General features: G+C 67.4%; 20 protein-coding genes and 1 pseudogene. 13 read left to right on the top strand and 8 right to left on the bottom strand.

All coding sequences use genetic code 11. The features are described 5' to 3' along the window. The first annotated feature begins 19 nt into the window (after positions 1-19). Entirely contained in the window at positions 20-646 is a 627-nt protein-coding gene (locus AC3DEZ_RS03330; RefSeq protein ID WP_488386934.1) for an arylesterase, read from the top strand. A gap of 134 nt (positions 647-780) precedes the next feature. Then, positions 781-993 (top strand): hypothetical protein, encoded by a 213-nt coding sequence (locus AC3DEZ_RS03325; RefSeq protein ID WP_141454351.1) that lies wholly within the window; start codon positions 781-783, stop codon positions 991-993. Positions 994-1,048: 55 nt separating this feature from the next. Here the strand turns inward: AC3DEZ_RS03325 and AC3DEZ_RS03320 are convergent, their stop codons facing one another. From AC3DEZ_RS03320 to AC3DEZ_RS03295, 6 genes are all read right to left on the bottom strand, one after another. Then, a complete protein-coding gene (locus tag AC3DEZ_RS03320; RefSeq protein ID WP_488386933.1) occupies positions 1,049-2,389 on the bottom strand; it encodes a HAMP domain-containing sensor histidine kinase in 1,341 nt (446 codons plus the stop codon). A gap of 9 nt (positions 2,390-2,398) precedes the next feature. Further along, positions 2,399-3,085 (bottom strand): winged helix-turn-helix domain-containing protein, encoded by a 687-nt coding sequence (locus AC3DEZ_RS03315; RefSeq protein WP_488386932.1) that lies wholly within the window; start codon positions 3,083-3,085, stop codon positions 2,399-2,401. Between the two features lie 85 nt (positions 3,086-3,170). Next, positions 3,171-3,413: a hypothetical protein gene (locus tag AC3DEZ_RS03310; protein WP_488386931.1), complete on the bottom strand. Its 243-nt coding sequence runs from the start codon at positions 3,411-3,413 to the stop codon at positions 3,171-3,173. Positions 3,414-3,552: 139 nt separating this feature from the next. Further along, positions 3,553-4,209 carry a DsbA family oxidoreductase gene (locus AC3DEZ_RS03305; RefSeq protein WP_488386930.1) on the bottom strand — a complete coding sequence of 219 codons (657 nt, stop codon included), beginning with the start codon at positions 4,207-4,209 and terminating at the stop codon, positions 3,553-3,555. 70 nt (positions 4,210-4,279) lie between these two features. Then, complete coding sequence (locus AC3DEZ_RS03300) at positions 4,280-5,314, bottom strand: aldo/keto reductase (RefSeq protein ID WP_488386929.1); 1,035 nt, start codon at positions 5,312-5,314, stop codon at positions 4,280-4,282. Positions 5,315-5,433: 119 nt separating this feature from the next. Next, on the bottom strand, positions 5,434-6,168 hold the full coding sequence (locus tag AC3DEZ_RS03295) for an SDR family oxidoreductase (RefSeq protein WP_488386928.1): 735 nt from the start codon (positions 6,166-6,168) through the stop codon (positions 5,434-5,436). A gap of 226 nt (positions 6,169-6,394) precedes the next feature. On the opposite strand from AC3DEZ_RS03295, the gene AC3DEZ_RS03290 reads away from it, so the two are divergent. The 9 genes and pseudogenes from AC3DEZ_RS03290 to AC3DEZ_RS03250 all read left to right on the top strand — a co-directional run bounded on the left by AC3DEZ_RS03290 (position 6,395) and on the right by AC3DEZ_RS03250 (position 13,157). Continuing rightward, positions 6,395-7,285 (top strand): AraC family transcriptional regulator, encoded by an 891-nt coding sequence (locus AC3DEZ_RS03290; protein ID WP_488386927.1) that lies wholly within the window; start codon positions 6,395-6,397, stop codon positions 7,283-7,285. 137 nt (positions 7,286-7,422) lie between these two features. Further along, positions 7,423-7,980, top strand: coding sequence for a DUF3016 domain-containing protein (locus AC3DEZ_RS03285; RefSeq protein WP_488386926.1), 558 nt, complete (start codon positions 7,423-7,425; stop codon positions 7,978-7,980). A gap of 175 nt (positions 7,981-8,155) precedes the next feature. Then, complete coding sequence (msrB, locus tag AC3DEZ_RS03280) at positions 8,156-8,623, top strand: peptide-methionine (R)-S-oxide reductase MsrB (protein WP_488386925.1); 468 nt, start codon at positions 8,156-8,158, stop codon at positions 8,621-8,623. Between the two features lie 89 nt (positions 8,624-8,712). Continuing rightward, positions 8,713-9,750, top strand: a complete 1,038-nt coding sequence (locus AC3DEZ_RS03275) for a CorA family divalent cation transporter (RefSeq protein WP_488386924.1) — start codon at positions 8,713-8,715, stop codon at positions 9,748-9,750. Between the two features lie 78 nt (positions 9,751-9,828). Next, positions 9,829-10,683, top strand: a complete 855-nt coding sequence (motA, locus tag AC3DEZ_RS03270; protein WP_488386923.1) for a flagellar motor stator protein MotA — start codon at positions 9,829-9,831, stop codon at positions 10,681-10,683. A gap of 8 nt (positions 10,684-10,691) precedes the next feature. Beyond that, positions 10,692-11,872 (top strand): annotated as a pseudogene (motB, locus tag AC3DEZ_RS03265) (flagellar motor protein MotB). Beyond that, positions 11,779-12,492, top strand: a complete 714-nt coding sequence (locus AC3DEZ_RS03260; protein WP_488386922.1) for a HipA family kinase — start codon at positions 11,779-11,781, stop codon at positions 12,490-12,492. The pseudogene motB and the gene AC3DEZ_RS03260 overlap by 94 nt, the downstream one beginning before the upstream one ends. Continuing rightward, a complete protein-coding gene (locus tag AC3DEZ_RS03255) occupies positions 12,479-12,868 on the top strand; it encodes a DUF3037 domain-containing protein (RefSeq protein ID WP_488386921.1) in 390 nt (129 codons plus the stop codon). Before AC3DEZ_RS03260 ends, AC3DEZ_RS03255 begins: the two co-directional genes overlap by 14 nt. A gap of 7 nt (positions 12,869-12,875) precedes the next feature. Continuing rightward, positions 12,876-13,157 carry a DUF4031 domain-containing protein gene (locus tag AC3DEZ_RS03250; RefSeq protein WP_447104373.1) on the top strand — a complete coding sequence of 94 codons (282 nt, stop codon included), beginning with the start codon at positions 12,876-12,878 and terminating at the stop codon, positions 13,155-13,157. An 18-nt stretch (positions 13,158-13,175) separates the two neighbouring features. On the opposite strand, the gene AC3DEZ_RS03245 is transcribed toward AC3DEZ_RS03250, so the two are convergent. After that, entirely contained in the window at positions 13,176-14,135 is a 960-nt protein-coding gene (locus tag AC3DEZ_RS03245; protein ID WP_488386920.1) for a winged helix-turn-helix domain-containing protein, read from the bottom strand. Between the two features lie 145 nt (positions 14,136-14,280). Here AC3DEZ_RS03245 and AC3DEZ_RS03240 point away from each other — a divergent pair, with 145 nt between their 5' ends. After that, the gene (locus AC3DEZ_RS03240) at positions 14,281-15,537 is read left to right on the top strand and encodes an SGNH/GDSL hydrolase family protein (protein ID WP_488386919.1); all 1,257 of its coding nucleotides are present in this window, start codon (positions 14,281-14,283) and stop codon (positions 15,535-15,537) included. A gap of 10 nt (positions 15,538-15,547) precedes the next feature. Here the strand turns inward: AC3DEZ_RS03240 and AC3DEZ_RS03235 are convergent, their stop codons facing one another. Further along, positions 15,548-16,012, bottom strand: coding sequence for an Lrp/AsnC family transcriptional regulator (locus AC3DEZ_RS03235; protein ID WP_488386918.1), 465 nt, complete (start codon positions 16,010-16,012; stop codon positions 15,548-15,550). A 96-nt stretch (positions 16,013-16,108) separates the two neighbouring features. Here AC3DEZ_RS03235 and AC3DEZ_RS03230 point away from each other — a divergent pair, with 96 nt between their 5' ends. Further along, a complete protein-coding gene (locus tag AC3DEZ_RS03230; RefSeq protein ID WP_488386917.1) occupies positions 16,109-16,729 on the top strand; it encodes a LysE family translocator in 621 nt (206 codons plus the stop codon). Positions 16,730-16,784: the final 55 nt, after the last annotated feature.

Below are 16,784 nucleotides of genomic sequence, written 5' to 3'. Positions count from 1 at the left end.
GACCCGCCTGCAATGTGCCATGAGTACCGCCCTGCTGCTATTGGCCGCATGGGTGGCACTGCCGCTGGCCGCGCAACAGGCGCCAGCCACCGGCGCGCCGCGCACCGTCCTGGTGATGGGCGACTCGCTTTCCGCCGCTTACGGCCTGTCCGCCGCGCAGGGCTGGGTGGCGCTCACCGCCGAGCAGGTCAAGCGCACACGACCGGGCTGGCGGGTGGTCAACGCCAGCATCAGCGGCGAAACCAGCGCCGGTGGCGCGTCGCGCATCGCGGCCGAACTGCAGCGCCATCGCCCGGCCATCGTGGTGATCGAGCTGGGCGCCAACGACGGCCTGCGCGGCCTCTCGCTTGCCCAGACCCGGACCAATCTGGACAGGATGATCCAGGCCGCGCGCAAATCCGGCGCCCGGGTGATGCTCATCGGCATGCGCATTCCACCCAACTACGGGCCCGACTACACGCGCGACTTCGAAGCCAATTTCAAGGTTCTGGCGGATCAGTACAAGCTGCCGTTGTTGCCATTCCTGCTGGAACCCGTGGCACGCGATCGCGCCAATTTCCAGGCTGACAACCTGCACCCGGTGGCCGCGGCGCAGCCGAAGATCCGGGACCATGTGTGGCAGGTGCTGGGGCCGATGCTCAAGTGATTCGCCACGGTCCCGTGGAAATGTAGGTTTTTTCCTACACGACGTCGCGGATTCCGCTGAATGTGAAACAACTCGCCTCCGGGCAGGCTATGCATCGCGCAGGAACGCGCGTTGCTGGCCCGCTGGAGGTCCCTATGCCCCGTCTTCTTTTCACCATCGCCGCCGCCAACGAAGGCTGGCAGCTCTATGAGGGCGAGCACGGCCGTTCCCGCTACCAGACCCTGAACGATGCCCGCGACAGCGCGCGGTTGCTGGCCGCCACGCTGTATGAACACCACGGCATTCCGACCGCGGTGGTGATGGACATGGCCGGCCGCGAAGCCGTGGTCGTGTCGCGACACGGTTGAGACCGCCTGCCGGGTGCGGGAAGCGGCCCCTCTCCCGCTTTCCGCGCCCGGCACGCTAACCGGCGGGCGGCAGCAACACGCAGACCCGCAAACCCGGGCGATGATCCTCCAGACGGATCTGACCACGATGACGATGCACGATCGCCCGCACCAGGCTCAGCCCCAGTCCGCTACCGGGTGATCCACGATGCCTTTCCAGGCGATGGAAGCGATCGAACACCCGCTCGTGCTCCTCGGCGGGAATGCCACCGCCACGATCGGCAATCTCCAGATGCGCACCACCAGTACCGCTCCGCAGCGACACCCGGATCTCGCTGTCGGCCGGTGAATATTTGACGGCGTTGTCCAGCAGGTTGATCAGCATCTGGAACAGCTGATCGGCATCCCCGCGCGATCGCGCCGGTTCCAATGATTGCACCAGTGCGATGCGACGCTCGGCGGCGATGGGCTCATACAACTCGACCGCGTCGCGGACCAGCGGTTCCAGCTCGATATCCGGATCCGTGTCCGCGGGCGTCTGCGCCTCCAGCCGGGCCAAGCGCAGCAGCGCGCTCGAGGACTGCAGCAATTGATCGACCTCGGCGATCGCCGATTCCAGCGTCGCCCGGGGCACCCGGACATCAGCGCGCAGGTGTTCGAGCCGACTGCGCAGCCGGGTCAACGGCGTCCGCAGATCGTGGGCGATGTGATCGGTGGCTTCGCGCACGCCGGACAACAGGATCTCGATGCGATCCAGCATCCGGTTGAAGCGCAGCGCCAGCAGTTCGAAGGCGTCGCCGCTGCCATCCAGTGGCACCCGGCTCGCAAGCGCACCTTCTCCCACCCGCGCCACGGTTTCTTCCAGCCGACGCAACCGGTGCGATACCCAACGCGCGATCAGGCCACCCAGCAGCAGGCCCAGCGCCAACGCCAACAGGGTCGCCATCGTCGCCGCGCGCAGGCTCATCGCCAGGAAGCCGGATTCCGAACGCAGTCGCAGGCCGGTGATCAGCAGCAGATCGCGATCCAGAGGCCGTTGGTAGAGCAGTTGCGGCAGCGCCGGATCATCCGCGCCCTGCCGGCGGATCCATCGCGCATGATTCCCCCGCGGCGGCGCATCCAGATTGCCGGTCACGCGCCTGCCTGTGGCCCGCTCGATCACGGCGTACAACGCATCCGGATCGTCCGGCGCCACCAACCGTTGTTCCACCTCGGCCAGCAACGCCGGGCGGCCACCATGGCGATAGAGATCGGTCAACCCTTCGGCATCGGCATGGATGACCTCCCGCGCGTCCTGATAGAGCAGCGAGGACACGGCGAAGTAGGCGAATCCGCCGAGCACCGCGAAGGCCAGCAGGAAGGCCAGCCCCACCACGCCGGCCAGGCGGGTGGTGGTCGAAAGCCTGCGCGGTTCCATCCGCCGCGCTCAGGCGGACAGCCGGTAGCCGGCGCCGCGCACGGTATGCAGCAATGGCGGCGCATCTTCCCGCGCGCCATCACGATCGATCTTCTGCCGCAGGCGGCTGATGTGCACGTCGATGACATTCGTCTGCGGATCGAAGTGGTAGTCCCAGACCGCCTCCAGCAGCATGGTGCGGGTGACCACCTTGCCGGCCTGGCGCATCAGGTACTCGAGCAGCCGGAATTCGCGCGGCTGAAGTTCGATGCGACGTCCGCCGCGGGTCGCCGCGCGACCCAGCAGATCCAGCTCCAGATCCCCGACCTTCAGCGTGGTCGTCGGGGCGTCGCCGGCCACGCCCCGGCGCATGACGCTCTCCACCCGCGCGCTCAGTTCGGCATACGCGAACGGCTTGGGCAGGTAATCGTCGGCGCCCGCGCGCAGGCCTTCGACCCGGTGCTCGACGTCCGCGAGCGCGGTCAACAGGATGACCGGCGTGGCGTTGCCGGCGCCGCGCAGCGTGCGCAGCACGGCCATGCCGTCCAGGCCGGGCAGCATGCGATCGATGATCAGGACGTCGTAGGTACCGGTGCTGGCCAGGAACAGGCCATCACGGCCATTGTCGGCGCGGTCGAGCGCGTGGCCATCCTCCTTCATCGCCTTGCCGATGAAAGCGGCGGTGTGGGCATCGTCCTCGATCAGCAGAACGCGCATCGGGCCTCCGGTTCGCGGCGGCATGGTACTGCCGCCGGCGCGGGCCGGCGGCAGTCGGGAGGGAGGACGTTCAGGCGCGGTGCGGTCAGTGCTTGGCGGTCTCCGCCGGCTTGGCGGTGGACTTGGCCGCCCACTGCTCGCAATGACCGACCTTGCTGCGCTTCAGGCATTCGCGCTTGTCGGACTTGGCCGCGTGCTCGGCCGGCTTGGCGGAAGTGGCCGCGACCGGCTTCGGGGTGGGGGTCGACTGTACCGCAGGCGTGGCGGCGAACGCGCTGGTGGCGGCCAGCGAGAGGCCGAGGACGAGCAGGGAAGTACGCAGATTCATGTCGTTGCTCCGGTTGGATTGGGTGAGGCGTGCCGGTGGGAAACCTCCCATCGCCGGCACAGCCTGCGCCTCGGCGCCTCATCGGCGCCTTTCCCGGACATGAACTTTTTTTAATGCGGCGGGCCGCCTGGCTATCGCGTCAACCGGCAATCCCGGACAGCTGGCGCAGCGCCTGTTCGAAGGTATCCACCGGTTGCCCGCCCTGGATCAGGTGCCGGTCATTGAATACGACCGACGGCACCGCGCTGATCCCGTGTTCCTGGTAGAAGCCCTGTTGCGCCCGGACCGCATCCGCATACTCGTCCGAAGCGAGAATCTCCCGCGCGCGCGCTTCGTCCAGGCCAACCGATCCCGCGGCCGTCGCCAGGACATCCGCCGACGATACGTCCTGGCCGTCGGTGAAATACGCGCGCAGCAGCGCGTGCTTGAGTGCGCGCTGCCTGTCGAGGCCCTCGTTGCCTGCCCAATGCAGCAAACGGTGGGCATCGAAGGTATTCACCATGCGGCGGCGTCCATCCATGTCGAAGGTGAAGCCCAGCGCCTCGCCACGCTGGCGGATCGCTTCGCTGTTGCTGCGTGCCTGCTCCGCGCTCATGCCGTACTTGCGGGTCAGGTGCTCGATGACATCCTCGCCCCCGGCCTGCATCTGCGGATTGAGTTCGAACGGCTGGAAATGCAACTCCACCTGCAGGTCACCGCCGATGCGTGCGATGGCCTGCTCCAGCGATTGCAGTCCGATGGCGCACCAGGGGCACACCACGTCGGAAACGAAGTCGATCTTGACCGGTTGGCTCATGCGATTTTCCTGAAGACGTAAACCGCCGGCGCAGGAGCGCGCCGACGGCGATGGGGCGTTGTAAACCGGATCAGACCGGCGTCGGATTGCGGTACTTGAAACCGGCCTGATGCCAGTACGGATACGGCTTGGTGACCGCGCTCGCCGCGTCCAGGCGCGCGACCTGCTCGGCACTCAGGTTCCAGCCGACCGCGCCGAGGTTCTGCTTCAACTGTTCCTCGTTGCGGGCGCCCACGACGATGGTGGAGACGGTCGGGCGTTGCAGCAGCCAGTTCAGCGCGATCTGCGGCAGGGTCTTGCCGGTCTCGGCGGCGATTTCATCCAGCACGTCAACCACGCGGAACAGATGCTCCTGGTCCACCGGCGGACCGGAATCGACGCTGGTCTGCGATTGCAGGCGGCTGGTTTCCGGCAGCGGCTGGCCGCGGCGGATCTTGCCGGTCAGGCGGCCCCAGCCCAGCGGGCTCCAGACCACCGCGCCCACACCCTGGTCGGCGGCCAGCGGCATCAGTTCCCACTCGTAATCGCGTCCGACCAGCGAGTAGTACGCCTGGTGGGCCACATAACGCGACCAGCCATGACGGTCCGCCGCGGCGAGCGACTTCATCAGGTGCCAACCGGAGAAATTGGACACGCCCAGGTAACGGATCTTGCCGGCGCGGACCAGGTTGTCGAGCGTGGAAACCACTTCCTCGACCGGCGTGCGCGCGTCGAAGCCATGCAGCTGGAACAGATCGATGTAGTCGGTGCCCAGGCGCTTGAGCGCCGCGTCGATCGCGTTGATCAGGTGATGGCGGGAAGAGCCGACGCGGTTCTCGCCTTCGTCGAAGCGGAAGGTCGCCTTGGTGGACAGGATCAGCGAATCGCGTGGCTTGCCCTTGATGGCTTCGCCGAGGATCGATTCGGCGGCGCCCTTCGAATAGACGTCGGCGCTGTCGAACATGTTCAGTCCCGCGTCCAGGCAGACGTCGATCAGCCGGCGCGCCTCGGCGACATCGGTCTGGCCCCAGGAACTGAACAACGCGCCCTGGCCACCGAAGGTGCCGGTGCCGAAGCTGAGAGCGGGAACGCGGAAACCGGACGCGCCCAGATAGCGATATTCCATGGCGGTGAACTCGATGCGGGGGAGGGGCCGCCATTTCACTCCTCCGCGCCGGGCCGGGCAAGCCGCGGGATGGAAAGCTTTGTTGCCTCCATCCCGCGGGACCCGTGGATACGCGCCCGTCAGTACGCGCTGGCGGTCGGGCGCACGATCACTTCGCTGACGTCCACGTCATCCGGTTGCTCGATCGCATAGGCGATCGCCCGGGCGATCGCCTCGGCGGGAATCGCGATCCTGCGGAATTCGTCCATGCCGGCCTTGGACGCCGGATCGGTGATGGTGTCGGCCAGTTCGCTGACGGTCACGCCCGGCGAAATCACGGTGACCCGCAGATCCTGGTGCTCCTGGCGCAGACCTTCGGAGATCGCCAGCACCGCGTACTTGGTGGCGCAGTAGACCGCCGCGGTCGGGTACACCGCGTGGCCTCCGATGGAGGACACGTTGACGAATTGGCCAGCGCCCTGCGCCTTCATGACCGGCAGGCCGGCGGCGATGCCGTGCAGAACGCCGCGGATGTTGACGTCGATCATGCGGTTCCACTCGTCGATCTTCAGTGCTTCCAGCGCCGACAGCGGCATCACTCCGGCGTTGTTGACGATCACGTCCACCCGGCCGAACTCGGCGCGGGCATGTTCGACGAACGCGCGCGTGTCTTCCAGGTCGGTGACGTCCAGCCTGCGGTAAACGGCATGACCGCCCGCCCGGGTGATTCCGGCGACCAGTTGTTCCAGGCGTTCGGTGCGCCGCGCACCGAGCACCACGCGGGCGCCGCGGCGCGCCAGTTCGCGGGCGGTGGCTTCGCCGATGCCGCTGCTGGCACCGGTGATGGCGATGACTTTTCCTTCGATTCCGGACATGGGGGATGGCCTTCTCGCGATGCCGGCGCGGGATGCGCCGGCGGGAGGCGCAGTCTGTTCGCCCATATGCGCCCGCCGATATCCGGTTTCTCCGCCATTCTTGCCTGATCCTGCCCGGGAGCCCCGGGGCCGGTGCCGGTGTCCCGGCGCGGGCGTAGACTCCCCGGCCATGGAGACCCCTTCTGTTCCGTCGCAAACAAGCTCGCAGGCCGCATCCGGTCTCGAGATGCAGATCGAGGAGCGTCGCGCCTCGCTGGCCCAGGCGATTGAACGATTCGCCAGCCGCGACGGGGTGCACGCCACCGCGATCGACAACCTGCGTTTTTCGCGCCTGAGCGCTCCCAGCACGCCCATGGGTGGCCTGCAGGAACCCTCGCTGTGCCTGATCGCCCAAGGCAGCAAGCAGACCCTGCTGGGCGAAGAGGTCTTCCTGTACGACGCCACCCGCTACCTGCTCGCTTCGGTGGACCTCCCGATCACCGGGCAGGTCATCCAGGCGGCGCCGGACAAGCCCTACCTGTGCTTCGTGCTGAAGCTGCCACCGGCCGACATCGCCGCCCTGGTGACCCAGGCCGAGGAAGTCTCGACGCCCCTGCCCCCGCCTTCCCGCGGCATCAGCGTGAGCCGGTGCGATCCGGATCTGCTGGACGCCGCGCTGCGGCTGGTGCGATTGCTGGAAACCCCGCGTGATATCCCGCTGCTGGCGCCGCTGATCCAGCGTGAGATCCACTACCGCCTGCTGCGCAGCGAACAGGGCGGCATGCTGCGCCATATCGGCGTGGCCGACAGCCAGGGACATCGGGTGGCGCGCGCGATCGGCTGGCTGCGGCAGAACTTCCACCAGCCGCTGCGCATCGATCACATCGCCCGCCAGGTGCACATGAGTCCTTCGGCCCTGCATCACCACTTCAAGGCGGTGACCGCGATGAGCCCGCTGCAGTACCAGAAACAATTGCGCCTGCAGGAAGCCCGACGCCTGCTGCTCACCGAAGTCGTCGACGCGGCGACCGCCGGCCATCGGGTCGGTTACGAGAGCCCCTCGCAGTTCAGCCGGGAGTACAGCCGCATGTTCGGCGCGCCGCCCCTGCGCGACGTGGAGCGCCTTCGCACGAGCTGAATCCGGCTACTGTCTGCCTGTCGTTCAAGGACATGAACTCCGGGTGACGGACCTGCCGGAAAAGCCTCTCGGCGCGTTGCCGCTCCCCGGGCGGCGGAGCAGAATCTGAGTCCCCTGATACTTTCCGGAGACCGGTCATGAAACGCGTATCCCTCCTGTCCGCCCTGGTGTTGGGCCTGGCGCTGAGCGGACCGCTGCTGGCCAAGTCCCGGACGGTGACCGACCCCAACACGCCGCGCGAACTGCCGACCGCCAACGCGGTCAGCGTCGACTGGACCGATCCCGCCCAGTTCACCGACCTGCGCTACAGCGGCAACCGCTGGGAAGCCGCGCAGGGCAATTGGGTGGTCGACCTGGCCACTTATCTGCAGAAGCAGGCCGGCAAGCGCCTGGCGCCGGGCCAGCAGATGCACATCACCATCTCCGACATCCGTCGCGCGGGCAGCTACGAGCCCGGCCGCGGCTTCAACATGGATCGCATCCGCATCGTCAAGGACATCTATCCGCCGCGGGTGACGCTGAACTTCGAATTGAAGGACGCCAACGGCCAGGTCCTGGCCCAGGGCGAGCGCAAGCTGGTCGACAGCGCGTTCCTGATGAGCGGCGGCAACCTGCTGGATACCGACCCGCTGCGTTTCGAGAAGCGCATGCTGGATGACTGGCTGTACCGCGAGTTCAAGCGCGACGACGTCTGAGTCGTCCCGCCGGCGGGATGAAGTAAAAGGCGGCCAGACGGCCGCCTTTTCTTCATTCGCCCCCCGTCATGCAACGGAAGCGGAGGATCGGTGATCCCGGGCGGCGATGGTCCGGCGCTTGCGGACGGATGGACTGCCACCATATAGAAGATCGGACGATTCCCCGGAGCTTCCCATGAGCGCCTTTGACCTCACCCCGCCCACCGATGCCCAGCGCGGGCAGCTGACCGACGCCCTCAGCGACGAGGAGCGCCGCGTCCTGCTTCACCACGGCACCGAGGCGCCGTTCTGCGGCGTGTTCCTGGACAACAAGCGCGAAGGCACCTACACCTGCCGCTTCTGCGGTCTGCCGCTGTTCCGTTCCAGCGCGAAGTTCGACTCCGGCACCGGCTGGCCGAGCTTCTTCGCGCCGTTCGACGAGCGCCACATCGGCCGGATCCGCGACAGCAGCTACGGCATGGTGCGGACCGAGATCGTCTGTGCCCGCTGTGGCAGTCACCTGGGGCATGTGTTCCCGGACGGGCCGCCGCCCACCCACGAGCGCCATTGCCTGAACTCGGTGTCGCTGGACTTCACGGGTGAAGGCGAGCCACTGCCGGACCGGATGCAACGAGGCGCGCCGGAAGGCCAGCCGCTGTCCTGATCGCCCCGCGCCGTTGTCATAAAACCGGCATACGACGCATGTAACCTGCCGGTCACGAAACTGTCGTCTGCCGTGAAGGCGGCATCGCCATGCTGGTCCGTTCCGACGCCGACGTCCTGTTTGATGGATTTCCCGGCCTGCTGTGGGCACTGCGCTTCGACGCCGACGGGTACGCCATGCCGATCGAGGCGGGCGACCCGATGGCGGCGGTGGAAGAAGGGGGCTGGCGCTGGTTGCACTTCAATCAGACCGACGCCCGCAGCGCGCAGTCGGTGATGCGCCTGCCGCTGTCGGAAGACGCGCGTGAGGCCCTGCTGTCGCATGACACCCACGTCATCCTGCAACGGCAGGAAGAAGGCGCCTACGGCGTGTTCGTCGACTGGGAACACCAGCGTGCCGGCGGGTCCGCGTCGCGCACGCCAGGCCATCATGACGGCCTGGGCTGGCTGCATTTCGCGGTCGGCGACGGCCTGCTGGTCACCGCCCGGCGGCAGCCGCTGCGTTCGGTGGAAACCGTGCGCCGGCAACTGTGCGCGGGCGAGCGCTGCACCACGCCGGCCCGCGTGCTGGAAGCCATCGCCGAGCATTTCGCCGACTCGGTCGAACGCGCCACCGACGACCTGTCGGAATCCCTGGACCGGATCGAGGATCGCGTGCTCGCCGACGCCATCGGCGACGAGCGCCGCGATCTGGCCTCGCTGCGCCATCACAGCGTCCGCCTGCACCGTCCGCTGACCGCGATGCGCCGCGTGCTCAAGCAATTCGAGCAGCGGCACGCGGCGGAAGAGGAGGAGGACGAACTGTTGCCGGTCGCCTCGCGGCTCGGGCAGCGGTTCGACGACCTGGACGGCGACGTGTCGACGCTGCAGGAACGCGCCCGCCTCCTCCAGGACGAAGTCGCCGCCAAACTGGCCGAACGCACCAACACCCACCTTTATGTGCTGTCGATGATCACCGCGCTGCTGCTGCCGCCGAGCCTGGTGGTGGGCATCTTCGGCATGAACCTGCACGGCCTGCCCTTCGCCGACCACCGTGCCGGCGCCTCCGCGGCGCTGGTGCTGTGCGGCCTGTCCAGCCTGGCGGTCTACCTCATGCTGCGCCGGCTGGGCGTGTCGCGTTCGACCTGACCGCGCCGGCCGGCGGAAGCCGCTCAAGAATCCGGGCACGGGGCCGACATCCCTTCGTACCCCACGCCGTGTCGCCCCATGCTGATCATCGTTGGAATCCTGGTCGTCATCGTCAGCGTGCTGGGCGGGTTCGTCGCCTCGCATGGAAAACTCTCGGCGCTCTGGCAGCCGTTCGAGCTGGTGATCATCGGCGGCGCCGCGCTGGGTGCGTTCCTGATGAGCAATCCGCCCAAGGTGGTGAAGGCGACCTTCGCCAGCATCCCGGCGGTGTTCAAGGGCGTCAAATACAAATCGTCCGACTACCTGGACGTGCTGACCCTGATGTACGAACTGCTGAACAAGGCGCGCCGCGAAGGCTTCATCGCGCTGGAGTCGCACGTCGACAATCCATCCTCGAGCGACCTGTTCAACAAGTACCCGAAAGTGCTGGCGGACCATCACCTGATGGATTTCATCACCGACTGCCTGCGCCTGATGGTCGGCAGCAACATCGAGCCGCATGAGCTGGAGCCGCTGCTGGAACTGGAACTGGAGAAGCACCACCACGAGATGATGGCCCCGGCGCATGCGCTGGCGAAGGTCGCCGACGGACTGCCCGGTTTCGGCATCGTCGCCGCGGTGCTGGGTATCGTCATCACCATGGGTTCGATCGGTGGCGACATCGTCCAGGTCGGCGCGCACGTGGCCGGCGCGCTGGTCGGCACTTTCCTCGGCATCCTGCTCGCGTATGGCTTCGTCGGCCCGCTGTCGGCGGCGGTGGAGGCACGCGCCGAACAGGACAGCCGGATCTACGAAAGCGTGAAGACGGCGCTGCTGGCCTGCCTGCGCGGCTACAACCCGAAGGTGGCGCTGGAGTTCGCCCGCAAGACCCTGCCCTCGAACGTGCGCCCTCAGTTCGCCGAATTCGAGACCCACCTCAAGGGCGCCAAGTAGGCAACGCCATGGCCGAGAAATCGACGGTCATCGTGGTCCGCCGGGTCCGCAAGGTCCAGGGGGGTGGCCACCACGGCGGCTCCTGGAAGGTGGCCTACGCCGATTTCGTCACCGCGATGATGGCGTTCTTCCTGGTGATGTGGCTGGTGGGTGCCACCACCAACAAGGAGCGGGCGGCGATCTCCGAATACTTCCGCAATCCCAGCCCGCTGAGCGGCAAGAGTTTCTCGCCCGCGCCGGGCCCGAACGGGCCGGGTGGCGCCAGCACGTCGCTGATCAAGCTGGGCGGCACCATGGATGTCCCGCGCGGCAGCGGGGACGACCCTTTCAGCAGACCGGATCCGGACAACCGCACCCCGACCGCGGCGCCCGACCCGAACCAGGCCGCGCAGGAACACGCCCGGGATCAGCGCCGGCTGGAAGCGCTGATGCAGGCGCTGGAGGAAGCCGTCAGCCGCAGCCAGGCGCTGGAACCGTTCAAGGACCAGTTGCTGATCGACCTGACCCCGGAAGGCCTGCGCATCCAGATCGTCGATCAGCAGAACCGGCCGATGTTCGATCTGGGCAGTTCGTCGCTCAAACCCTATACGGCGGACATCCTCCGCGAGCTGGCCGGCTTCATCAACCGCGTGCCCAACCACATCAGCATCACCGGGCACACCGACGTCACCGCCTACAGCCGCGCCGGCTACAGCAACTGGGAACTCAGCGCCGATCGCGCCAACGCGGCGCGACGCAGCCTGGTCGATGCGGGCATGCAGGAAGACAAGGTCACCCGGGTGGTCGGGCTTTCCTCCTCGGTCCTGTTCGACCAGCAGAATCCGCAGAACCCGATCAACCGCCGCATCAGCATCGTCATCATGACCCGCGCCGCCGAGGTCGAGGCGCTGGAGGACAAGGGGCTGGTGCTGGGCAAGGTGCTGGCCGACGCGGACACGCAGGTGCCCGGCCTGCCGGCGCCGTCCCCGATGCCGGCGCGCGCGGGGCATCCCTGACGGATTTCGCCGTGCCCGCGCGGGAGGCTATCCTTGCGCGATGAGCCTGCGCACCATCTCCGCCACCCGTTACGTCACGCCGCTGCGCGAAGGCGGCTCCATGCCCGCGATCATCGAGGCCGACGACGACGGCATGTACGTGCTCAAGTTCCGCGGCGCCGGCCAGGGACCGCGGGCGCTGGTGGCGGAGCTGATTTCCGGCGAGATCGCGCGGGCGCTGGACTTGCCGGTGCCCGAGATCGTGCTGGTCGAACTGGATCCGGATCTCGCGCGCACCGAAGGCGATCCCGAAATCCAGGATCTGATCAAGGCCAGCGCCGGCCTCAACCTGGCGCTGGACTACCTGCCCGGGGCGGCCAACTTCGATCCGGTCGCCGAGCAGCCGGCGCCGGAGCTGGCCTCGGACATCGTCTGGTTCGATGCCTTCATCAGCAACGTCGACCGCACCGTGCGCAATCCCAACCTGCTGATCTGGCATCGCCGCCTGACCTTGATCGACCATGGCGCGTCGCTGTACTTCCACCATGGCTGGGACGGCGACACCAGCGGCGCGGGCCGCCCGTTTCCGCTGATACGGGATCACGTCCTGTTGCCGTTGGCCAGTGATCTGGAGGCCGCCGATGCGCGTCTCGGCGCGCGGTTGACGCCGGAGCGACTGGCGGACATCGTCGCGCAGGTGCCGGATACCTGGCTCCAGGGAGGCGATGCCTTCGGTCCACCCGATGAGCAGCGCGCGGCCTACCTCCATTACCTGCAGCAGCGTCTGGCGCTGCCGCATGCGTTCGCGCAGGAGGCCCGGCGTGCGCGTGTCTGAATCCTACGACTACGCGGTGATCCGGGTCGTCCCGCGGGTAGAGCGCGAGGAGTTCATCAACGTCGGTGTGATCGTGTCCTGCGAGAAGACCGGTTTCCTGCAGGCCCGCATCGAGCTCGACGAGGCACGCGTGCGCGTCCTGGATCCGCGCGTCGATCTGGAATCACTGCAACGCCACCTCGCCGCCATTCCGCGCATCTGCGAAGGCGGCGCCCAGGCCGGCCCCATCGGGTTGCTGCCCAAGCGCGCGCGCTTCCACTGGCTGACCGCAAAACGCAGCGCGATCATCCAGACCTCACCGGTGCACATGGGCAAGTGCGGCGACATGGAGGCAGTGATGGAACACCTGCTCGATCGCATGGTGCGGGTCAAGTGAGCCGCCGGTGAGCGTCTACGTGGACGACGCGGTGCATCCCTGGCGCGGCCAGCGTTGGGCGCACCTGATGGCCGATACGCTGGAAGAACTGCACGCGATGGCGCAACGGCTGGGAATCCCGCGCCGCGCATTCCAGAACAAGACCAGCGGCGCCCACTACGATGTCACGGTGGATCTGCGCGAGGATGCCATCCGATTGGGTGCGATTCCGATCTCCCGGCACCGGGATCGTGTGCTGGTGAAAGCCGTGATCGCGCGCGCCAAGGAGCAGGGCCGCGGCGGCGACTGACATGCGTGGGAACTGTCCTCAGTGCCCCCGTGGTTCCGTCGATGGCGGCGCCAACCGCGCCAGCACCGAAGTCACCTCGCCTGCGATTTCGTCCTGCATCGCCAGCTTGTCCTCGTGCGGGCGATCGTAGGTGTCCGACCACACCACGAAACCATCATCGGCACGCAGCAGCCGCACCGATACCCGCAAGGTGCGCTCCGACTTGCGCACGCTGCCGTCCAGCAGGTAGGAAACCCCGAGCGAACGCGCGATCTCGGGCACCGGCACCTGTTTGTCCTTGAACTGGAAGGCCGCGGTGGGCGCGGAAACCCGCAGTCCCGGCACCTTGCTCAGACGGACGATCAACTCCTCGGTCATGCCATCGGCGAATGGTTCCTCGTTCATCGCGTCGGTCAGATCCAGGAACGGCAACACGGCCAGGGTCTGCAACCGTGAAGGCGCCGACGGCGCCGGTGCGTCCACGTCCGCGCGGCCTCCCAGCTGATAGGCCGCCACGCCGGAGACCCCCAGCAGCACGATGACCAGCAGCCCGGCAGGCCTCGACGGGAAAGCGCGTGGGCGAGGCTTGGGATCGGCGTCCGGCGTGGAGGCAGCGGCTCGCTCCGTCAGGACCGGCGCCTCGCCGGCGTCAGCCGGTTCCCCCACGCCGGAGACGACCGCGACTTTGGCGATCAGGCGGTAGCCCAATCGCGGCACGGTGGCGATGTAGCGCGGCTGGCGGGAATCGTCCCCCAACTGGCGCCGCAACGAGGTGATGGCCTGGTACACCGAATCGGGACTGACGATGACGTCCGGCCAGCCCCGCGCCAGCAGCGCGTCGATGCCGATCACCTCGCCGGGTTGCCCGGCCAGGCACAGCAACAGCGCCAGCGCGCGGTGTTCCAGCTGGATGCGTTCTTCTCCACGCGTCGCCAGGCCGGACACGGTGTCCACTTCCCAGTCACCGATGCGCAGCGTGGTTCGCGCGGTCTTGTCCAAGCGTCCGTCCAATGGTTTCAGAACTTTTCAGCGTATTTCAGGCCCGCCATCAGGACTTCCGGCGGCCGGGCACGGCATCGTACCGCGCGCCGGTCCCGGGACACAGGACCATTCGCACCCTCCACATTCTTCGGGGAAATCCTGCATGACGGCTGCATTGAAATCCGTGGCGCTCGGCCTGGCCTGCGCGTTGCTCTCGCTGACACCTTTCACCGCGGTCCAGGCAGGGACCGCGACGCCCGACGGCGATCATCACTGGGTGGCCAGTTGGGGCGCGGCTCCGGTCGCCGCCGGTCCGATGCTGCCGCCCCGAACCATCCGCCAGGTCATCCGCACCAGCCTCGGCGGGACGGCCGTGCGGATACGCCTGTCCAACCTGTTCGGCGGCGAACCGCTCACCGTCGGACCGGTCCGGATGGCGCGGTACGCGGAAGGTCCGGCCATCCAACCCGGCACCGATCAGGCGATGACCTTCAATGGCATGTCGCAGGCGGTCCTGCCGCCGGGCGGCTCGGTCCTGAGCGACGCGGTGGAACTGCCGGTGGCGGCATTGGAAAGCCTGGTCGTCAGCCTGCATCTGCCGAACGGCGCCTCCGCGCCGACGGTGCACCAGGTCGGCAATCAGACCGTCTATCTCGCTCATGGCGATGTGACTTCGCAGGCGCGGTTCGAACCGGAGGGCGAAGCGGACGACACCCGCTACCTGCTCACCGATCTGGAAGTCGCCGCGACGAAGGACGCACGCAGTTTCGTCGTGCTCGGCGATTCCATCACCGACGGGGTTGGTTCCAGCGAAAATGCCAACGCGCGCTGGCCGGATCGGCTGGCGGAACGGTTGCAGGGCGCGCCGTCGCTGGCCTCCATCGCCGTCGTGAACGCCGGCATCGCCGGCAATCGCATCCTCAACGACGGCGCGGCGCCCTATCGCGGCCCGAGTTCGCTATCGCGGTTGACGCGCGATGTTCTGGACAAACCGGGCGTGCGCTGGGTGTTGCTGCTGCAGGGAGGCAACGACATCTCGGCCTCGGATCTGCTCGAGGCCGCGGATCAGAAAGTCAGCGCGGCGCAGATCATCGAAGGCATGCGGATGCTCATCACCCGCGCCCGCGCCCAGGGCATCCAGGTCTGGGGCGCGACCCTGCTGCCACGTGGCGGCACGACCTTTCCAGCCCCACCCACGGCGGCCGCGCTGGCCAAGCGGGAGGCGGTGAATGCGTGGATCCGCGAATCGGGGGCATTTGACGTGGTGGTGGATTTCGATCGGGTGATGCGCGATCCCGCACGGCCGTCCCACCTGCTGCCCGCCTACGACAGCGGCGATCACCTGCACCCCAACGACGCCGGCTATCAGGCGATGGCGGACGCGATCGATCTCGCGCGGCTGGCGGACCAAAGCAGATAGGCGCCCGCCTTCAGATGGGCAGGGCGCAGCTGCGCTTCACCACCTGGCTGGGCAGATCCGTCTTGACGTTCTGGATGCCGTTGGCGCGGGTGAGGTGGCGGGTCTGGAAACGGCGGTAGTCATCCAGATCCTCCACCACTACCCGCAGCATGGCGTCGCATTCGCCCAGCATGATGTAGCACTCCATCACCTGCGGCAGGCGTTCCATCGCGGCGATGAACCGATCGATGGTGTCGGCATCCTGCGCGGTGAGCCAGACACGCGTGAACAGCGTCTGCGGATAACCGACCGCTGGCGGATTCACCACGGCGACGTAGCGCTCTATGACGCCGGCTTCCTCCAGCAGCCTCACCCGGCGCAGGCAGGGCGATGGCGACAGCCCCACGGTCTGCGCCAGTTCGGTGTTCTGCATGCGCCCATCGCGCTGTAGCGCCCGCAGGATGCGGCGGTCCAGCTCGTCCAGCTTGGCAGGCATGGAACCTCCTGTTTTACGGATTTATTGGCATGAAATGCCAATTTTGACGAAATCACTGGAATATTCGCAACCCAGTGGCGAGAAAGGATCTCTAGCATGATCGCCATGGACATTCCCACCCTGCTGCTCTTCTCGGCCACCGTGCTGCCCCTGATTGCCACGCCCGGTCCGGACATGCTGTTCATCGCCGCCCAGACGCTGGGGGATGGCGCCGGTGCCGGATTGCGTGCCACGGCCGGAGTCTGCGCCGGCTATCTGGTTCATTCGATGCTGGCGGCACTCGGGCTGGCGGCCCTGATCGCGGCGTCGCCGCCGCTGTTCACGATCCTGCGCTGGGCAGGCGTGGCCTATCTCGCCTGGCTGGCCTTGCGCCTGCTGCGATCCGCGATGAGACCGGGTGGCCTGCAGGTCCACGGGGACGGGCACCGTGCCGGGTTCCGGCGCGGTTTCCTGACCGCGGTTCTCAATCCGAAAGGCATGATGATCTACTTTGCGATCCTCCCGCAGTTCATATCGCACGACGGTCCGGCGGCATTCCAGGCCATCACGTTGTCGGCCACCTTCATCGGCCTGTGCGCGGCGTTCTACTCGCTGCTCTGCCTGGCCATGGCATCCGGCGGCTGGCGCAATGCGCTCGACGAACGCGGGCGCCGCTGGATCGAAGGTGTGTCCGGGGGGTTGATCGCGGTGGCGGCGGGAAAGCTGGCGACAAGCTGATCCCCGGAGCCACGCGTCCTGCCTGCTATCGTGACGCTCTGCCCCGCAATCATCG

The organism is Pseudoxanthomonas sp. 134C1, from assembly GCF_057773065.1.
Note: the sequence above shows the minus strand (reverse complement) of the source record. Positions and strands in the feature narration are given on the sequence as shown.

Bases quoted from the DNA above. Each gene is read 5' to 3' on its own strand.
- AC3DEZ_RS03330 (WP_488386934.1), top strand. From the start codon at position 20: ATGAGTACCGCCCTGCTGCTATTGGCCGCATGGGTGGCACTGCCGCTG.
- AC3DEZ_RS03325 (WP_141454351.1), top strand. From the start codon at position 781: ATGCCCCGTCTTCTTTTCACCATCGCCGCCGCCAACGAAGGCTGGCAG.
- AC3DEZ_RS03320 (WP_488386933.1), bottom strand. From the start codon at position 2,389: ATGGAACCGCGCAGGCTTTCGACCACCACCCGCCTGGCCGGCGTGGTG.
- AC3DEZ_RS03315 (WP_488386932.1), bottom strand. From the start codon at position 3,085: ATGCGCGTTCTGCTGATCGAGGACGATGCCCACACCGCCGCTTTCATC.
- AC3DEZ_RS03310 (WP_488386931.1), bottom strand. From the start codon at position 3,413: ATGAATCTGCGTACTTCCCTGCTCGTCCTCGGCCTCTCGCTGGCCGCC.
- AC3DEZ_RS03305 (WP_488386930.1), bottom strand. From the start codon at position 4,209: ATGAGCCAACCGGTCAAGATCGACTTCGTTTCCGACGTGGTGTGCCCC.
- AC3DEZ_RS03300 (WP_488386929.1), bottom strand. From the start codon at position 5,314: ATGGAATATCGCTATCTGGGCGCGTCCGGTTTCCGCGTTCCCGCTCTC.
- AC3DEZ_RS03295 (WP_488386928.1), bottom strand. From the start codon at position 6,168: ATGTCCGGAATCGAAGGAAAAGTCATCGCCATCACCGGTGCCAGCAGC.
- AC3DEZ_RS03290 (WP_488386927.1), top strand. From the start codon at position 6,395: ATGCAGATCGAGGAGCGTCGCGCCTCGCTGGCCCAGGCGATTGAACGA.
- AC3DEZ_RS03285 (WP_488386926.1), top strand. From the start codon at position 7,423: ATGAAACGCGTATCCCTCCTGTCCGCCCTGGTGTTGGGCCTGGCGCTG.
- msrB (WP_488386925.1), top strand. From the start codon at position 8,156: ATGAGCGCCTTTGACCTCACCCCGCCCACCGATGCCCAGCGCGGGCAG.
- AC3DEZ_RS03275 (WP_488386924.1), top strand. From the start codon at position 8,713: ATGCTGGTCCGTTCCGACGCCGACGTCCTGTTTGATGGATTTCCCGGC.
- motA (WP_488386923.1), top strand. From the start codon at position 9,829: ATGCTGATCATCGTTGGAATCCTGGTCGTCATCGTCAGCGTGCTGGGC.
- AC3DEZ_RS03260 (WP_488386922.1), top strand. From the start codon at position 11,779: ATGCCCGCGATCATCGAGGCCGACGACGACGGCATGTACGTGCTCAAG.
- AC3DEZ_RS03240 (WP_488386919.1), top strand. From the start codon at position 14,281: ATGACGGCTGCATTGAAATCCGTGGCGCTCGGCCTGGCCTGCGCGTTG.
- AC3DEZ_RS03235 (WP_488386918.1), bottom strand. From the start codon at position 16,012: ATGCCTGCCAAGCTGGACGAGCTGGACCGCCGCATCCTGCGGGCGCTA.
- AC3DEZ_RS03230 (WP_488386917.1), top strand. From the start codon at position 16,109: ATGATCGCCATGGACATTCCCACCCTGCTGCTCTTCTCGGCCACCGTG.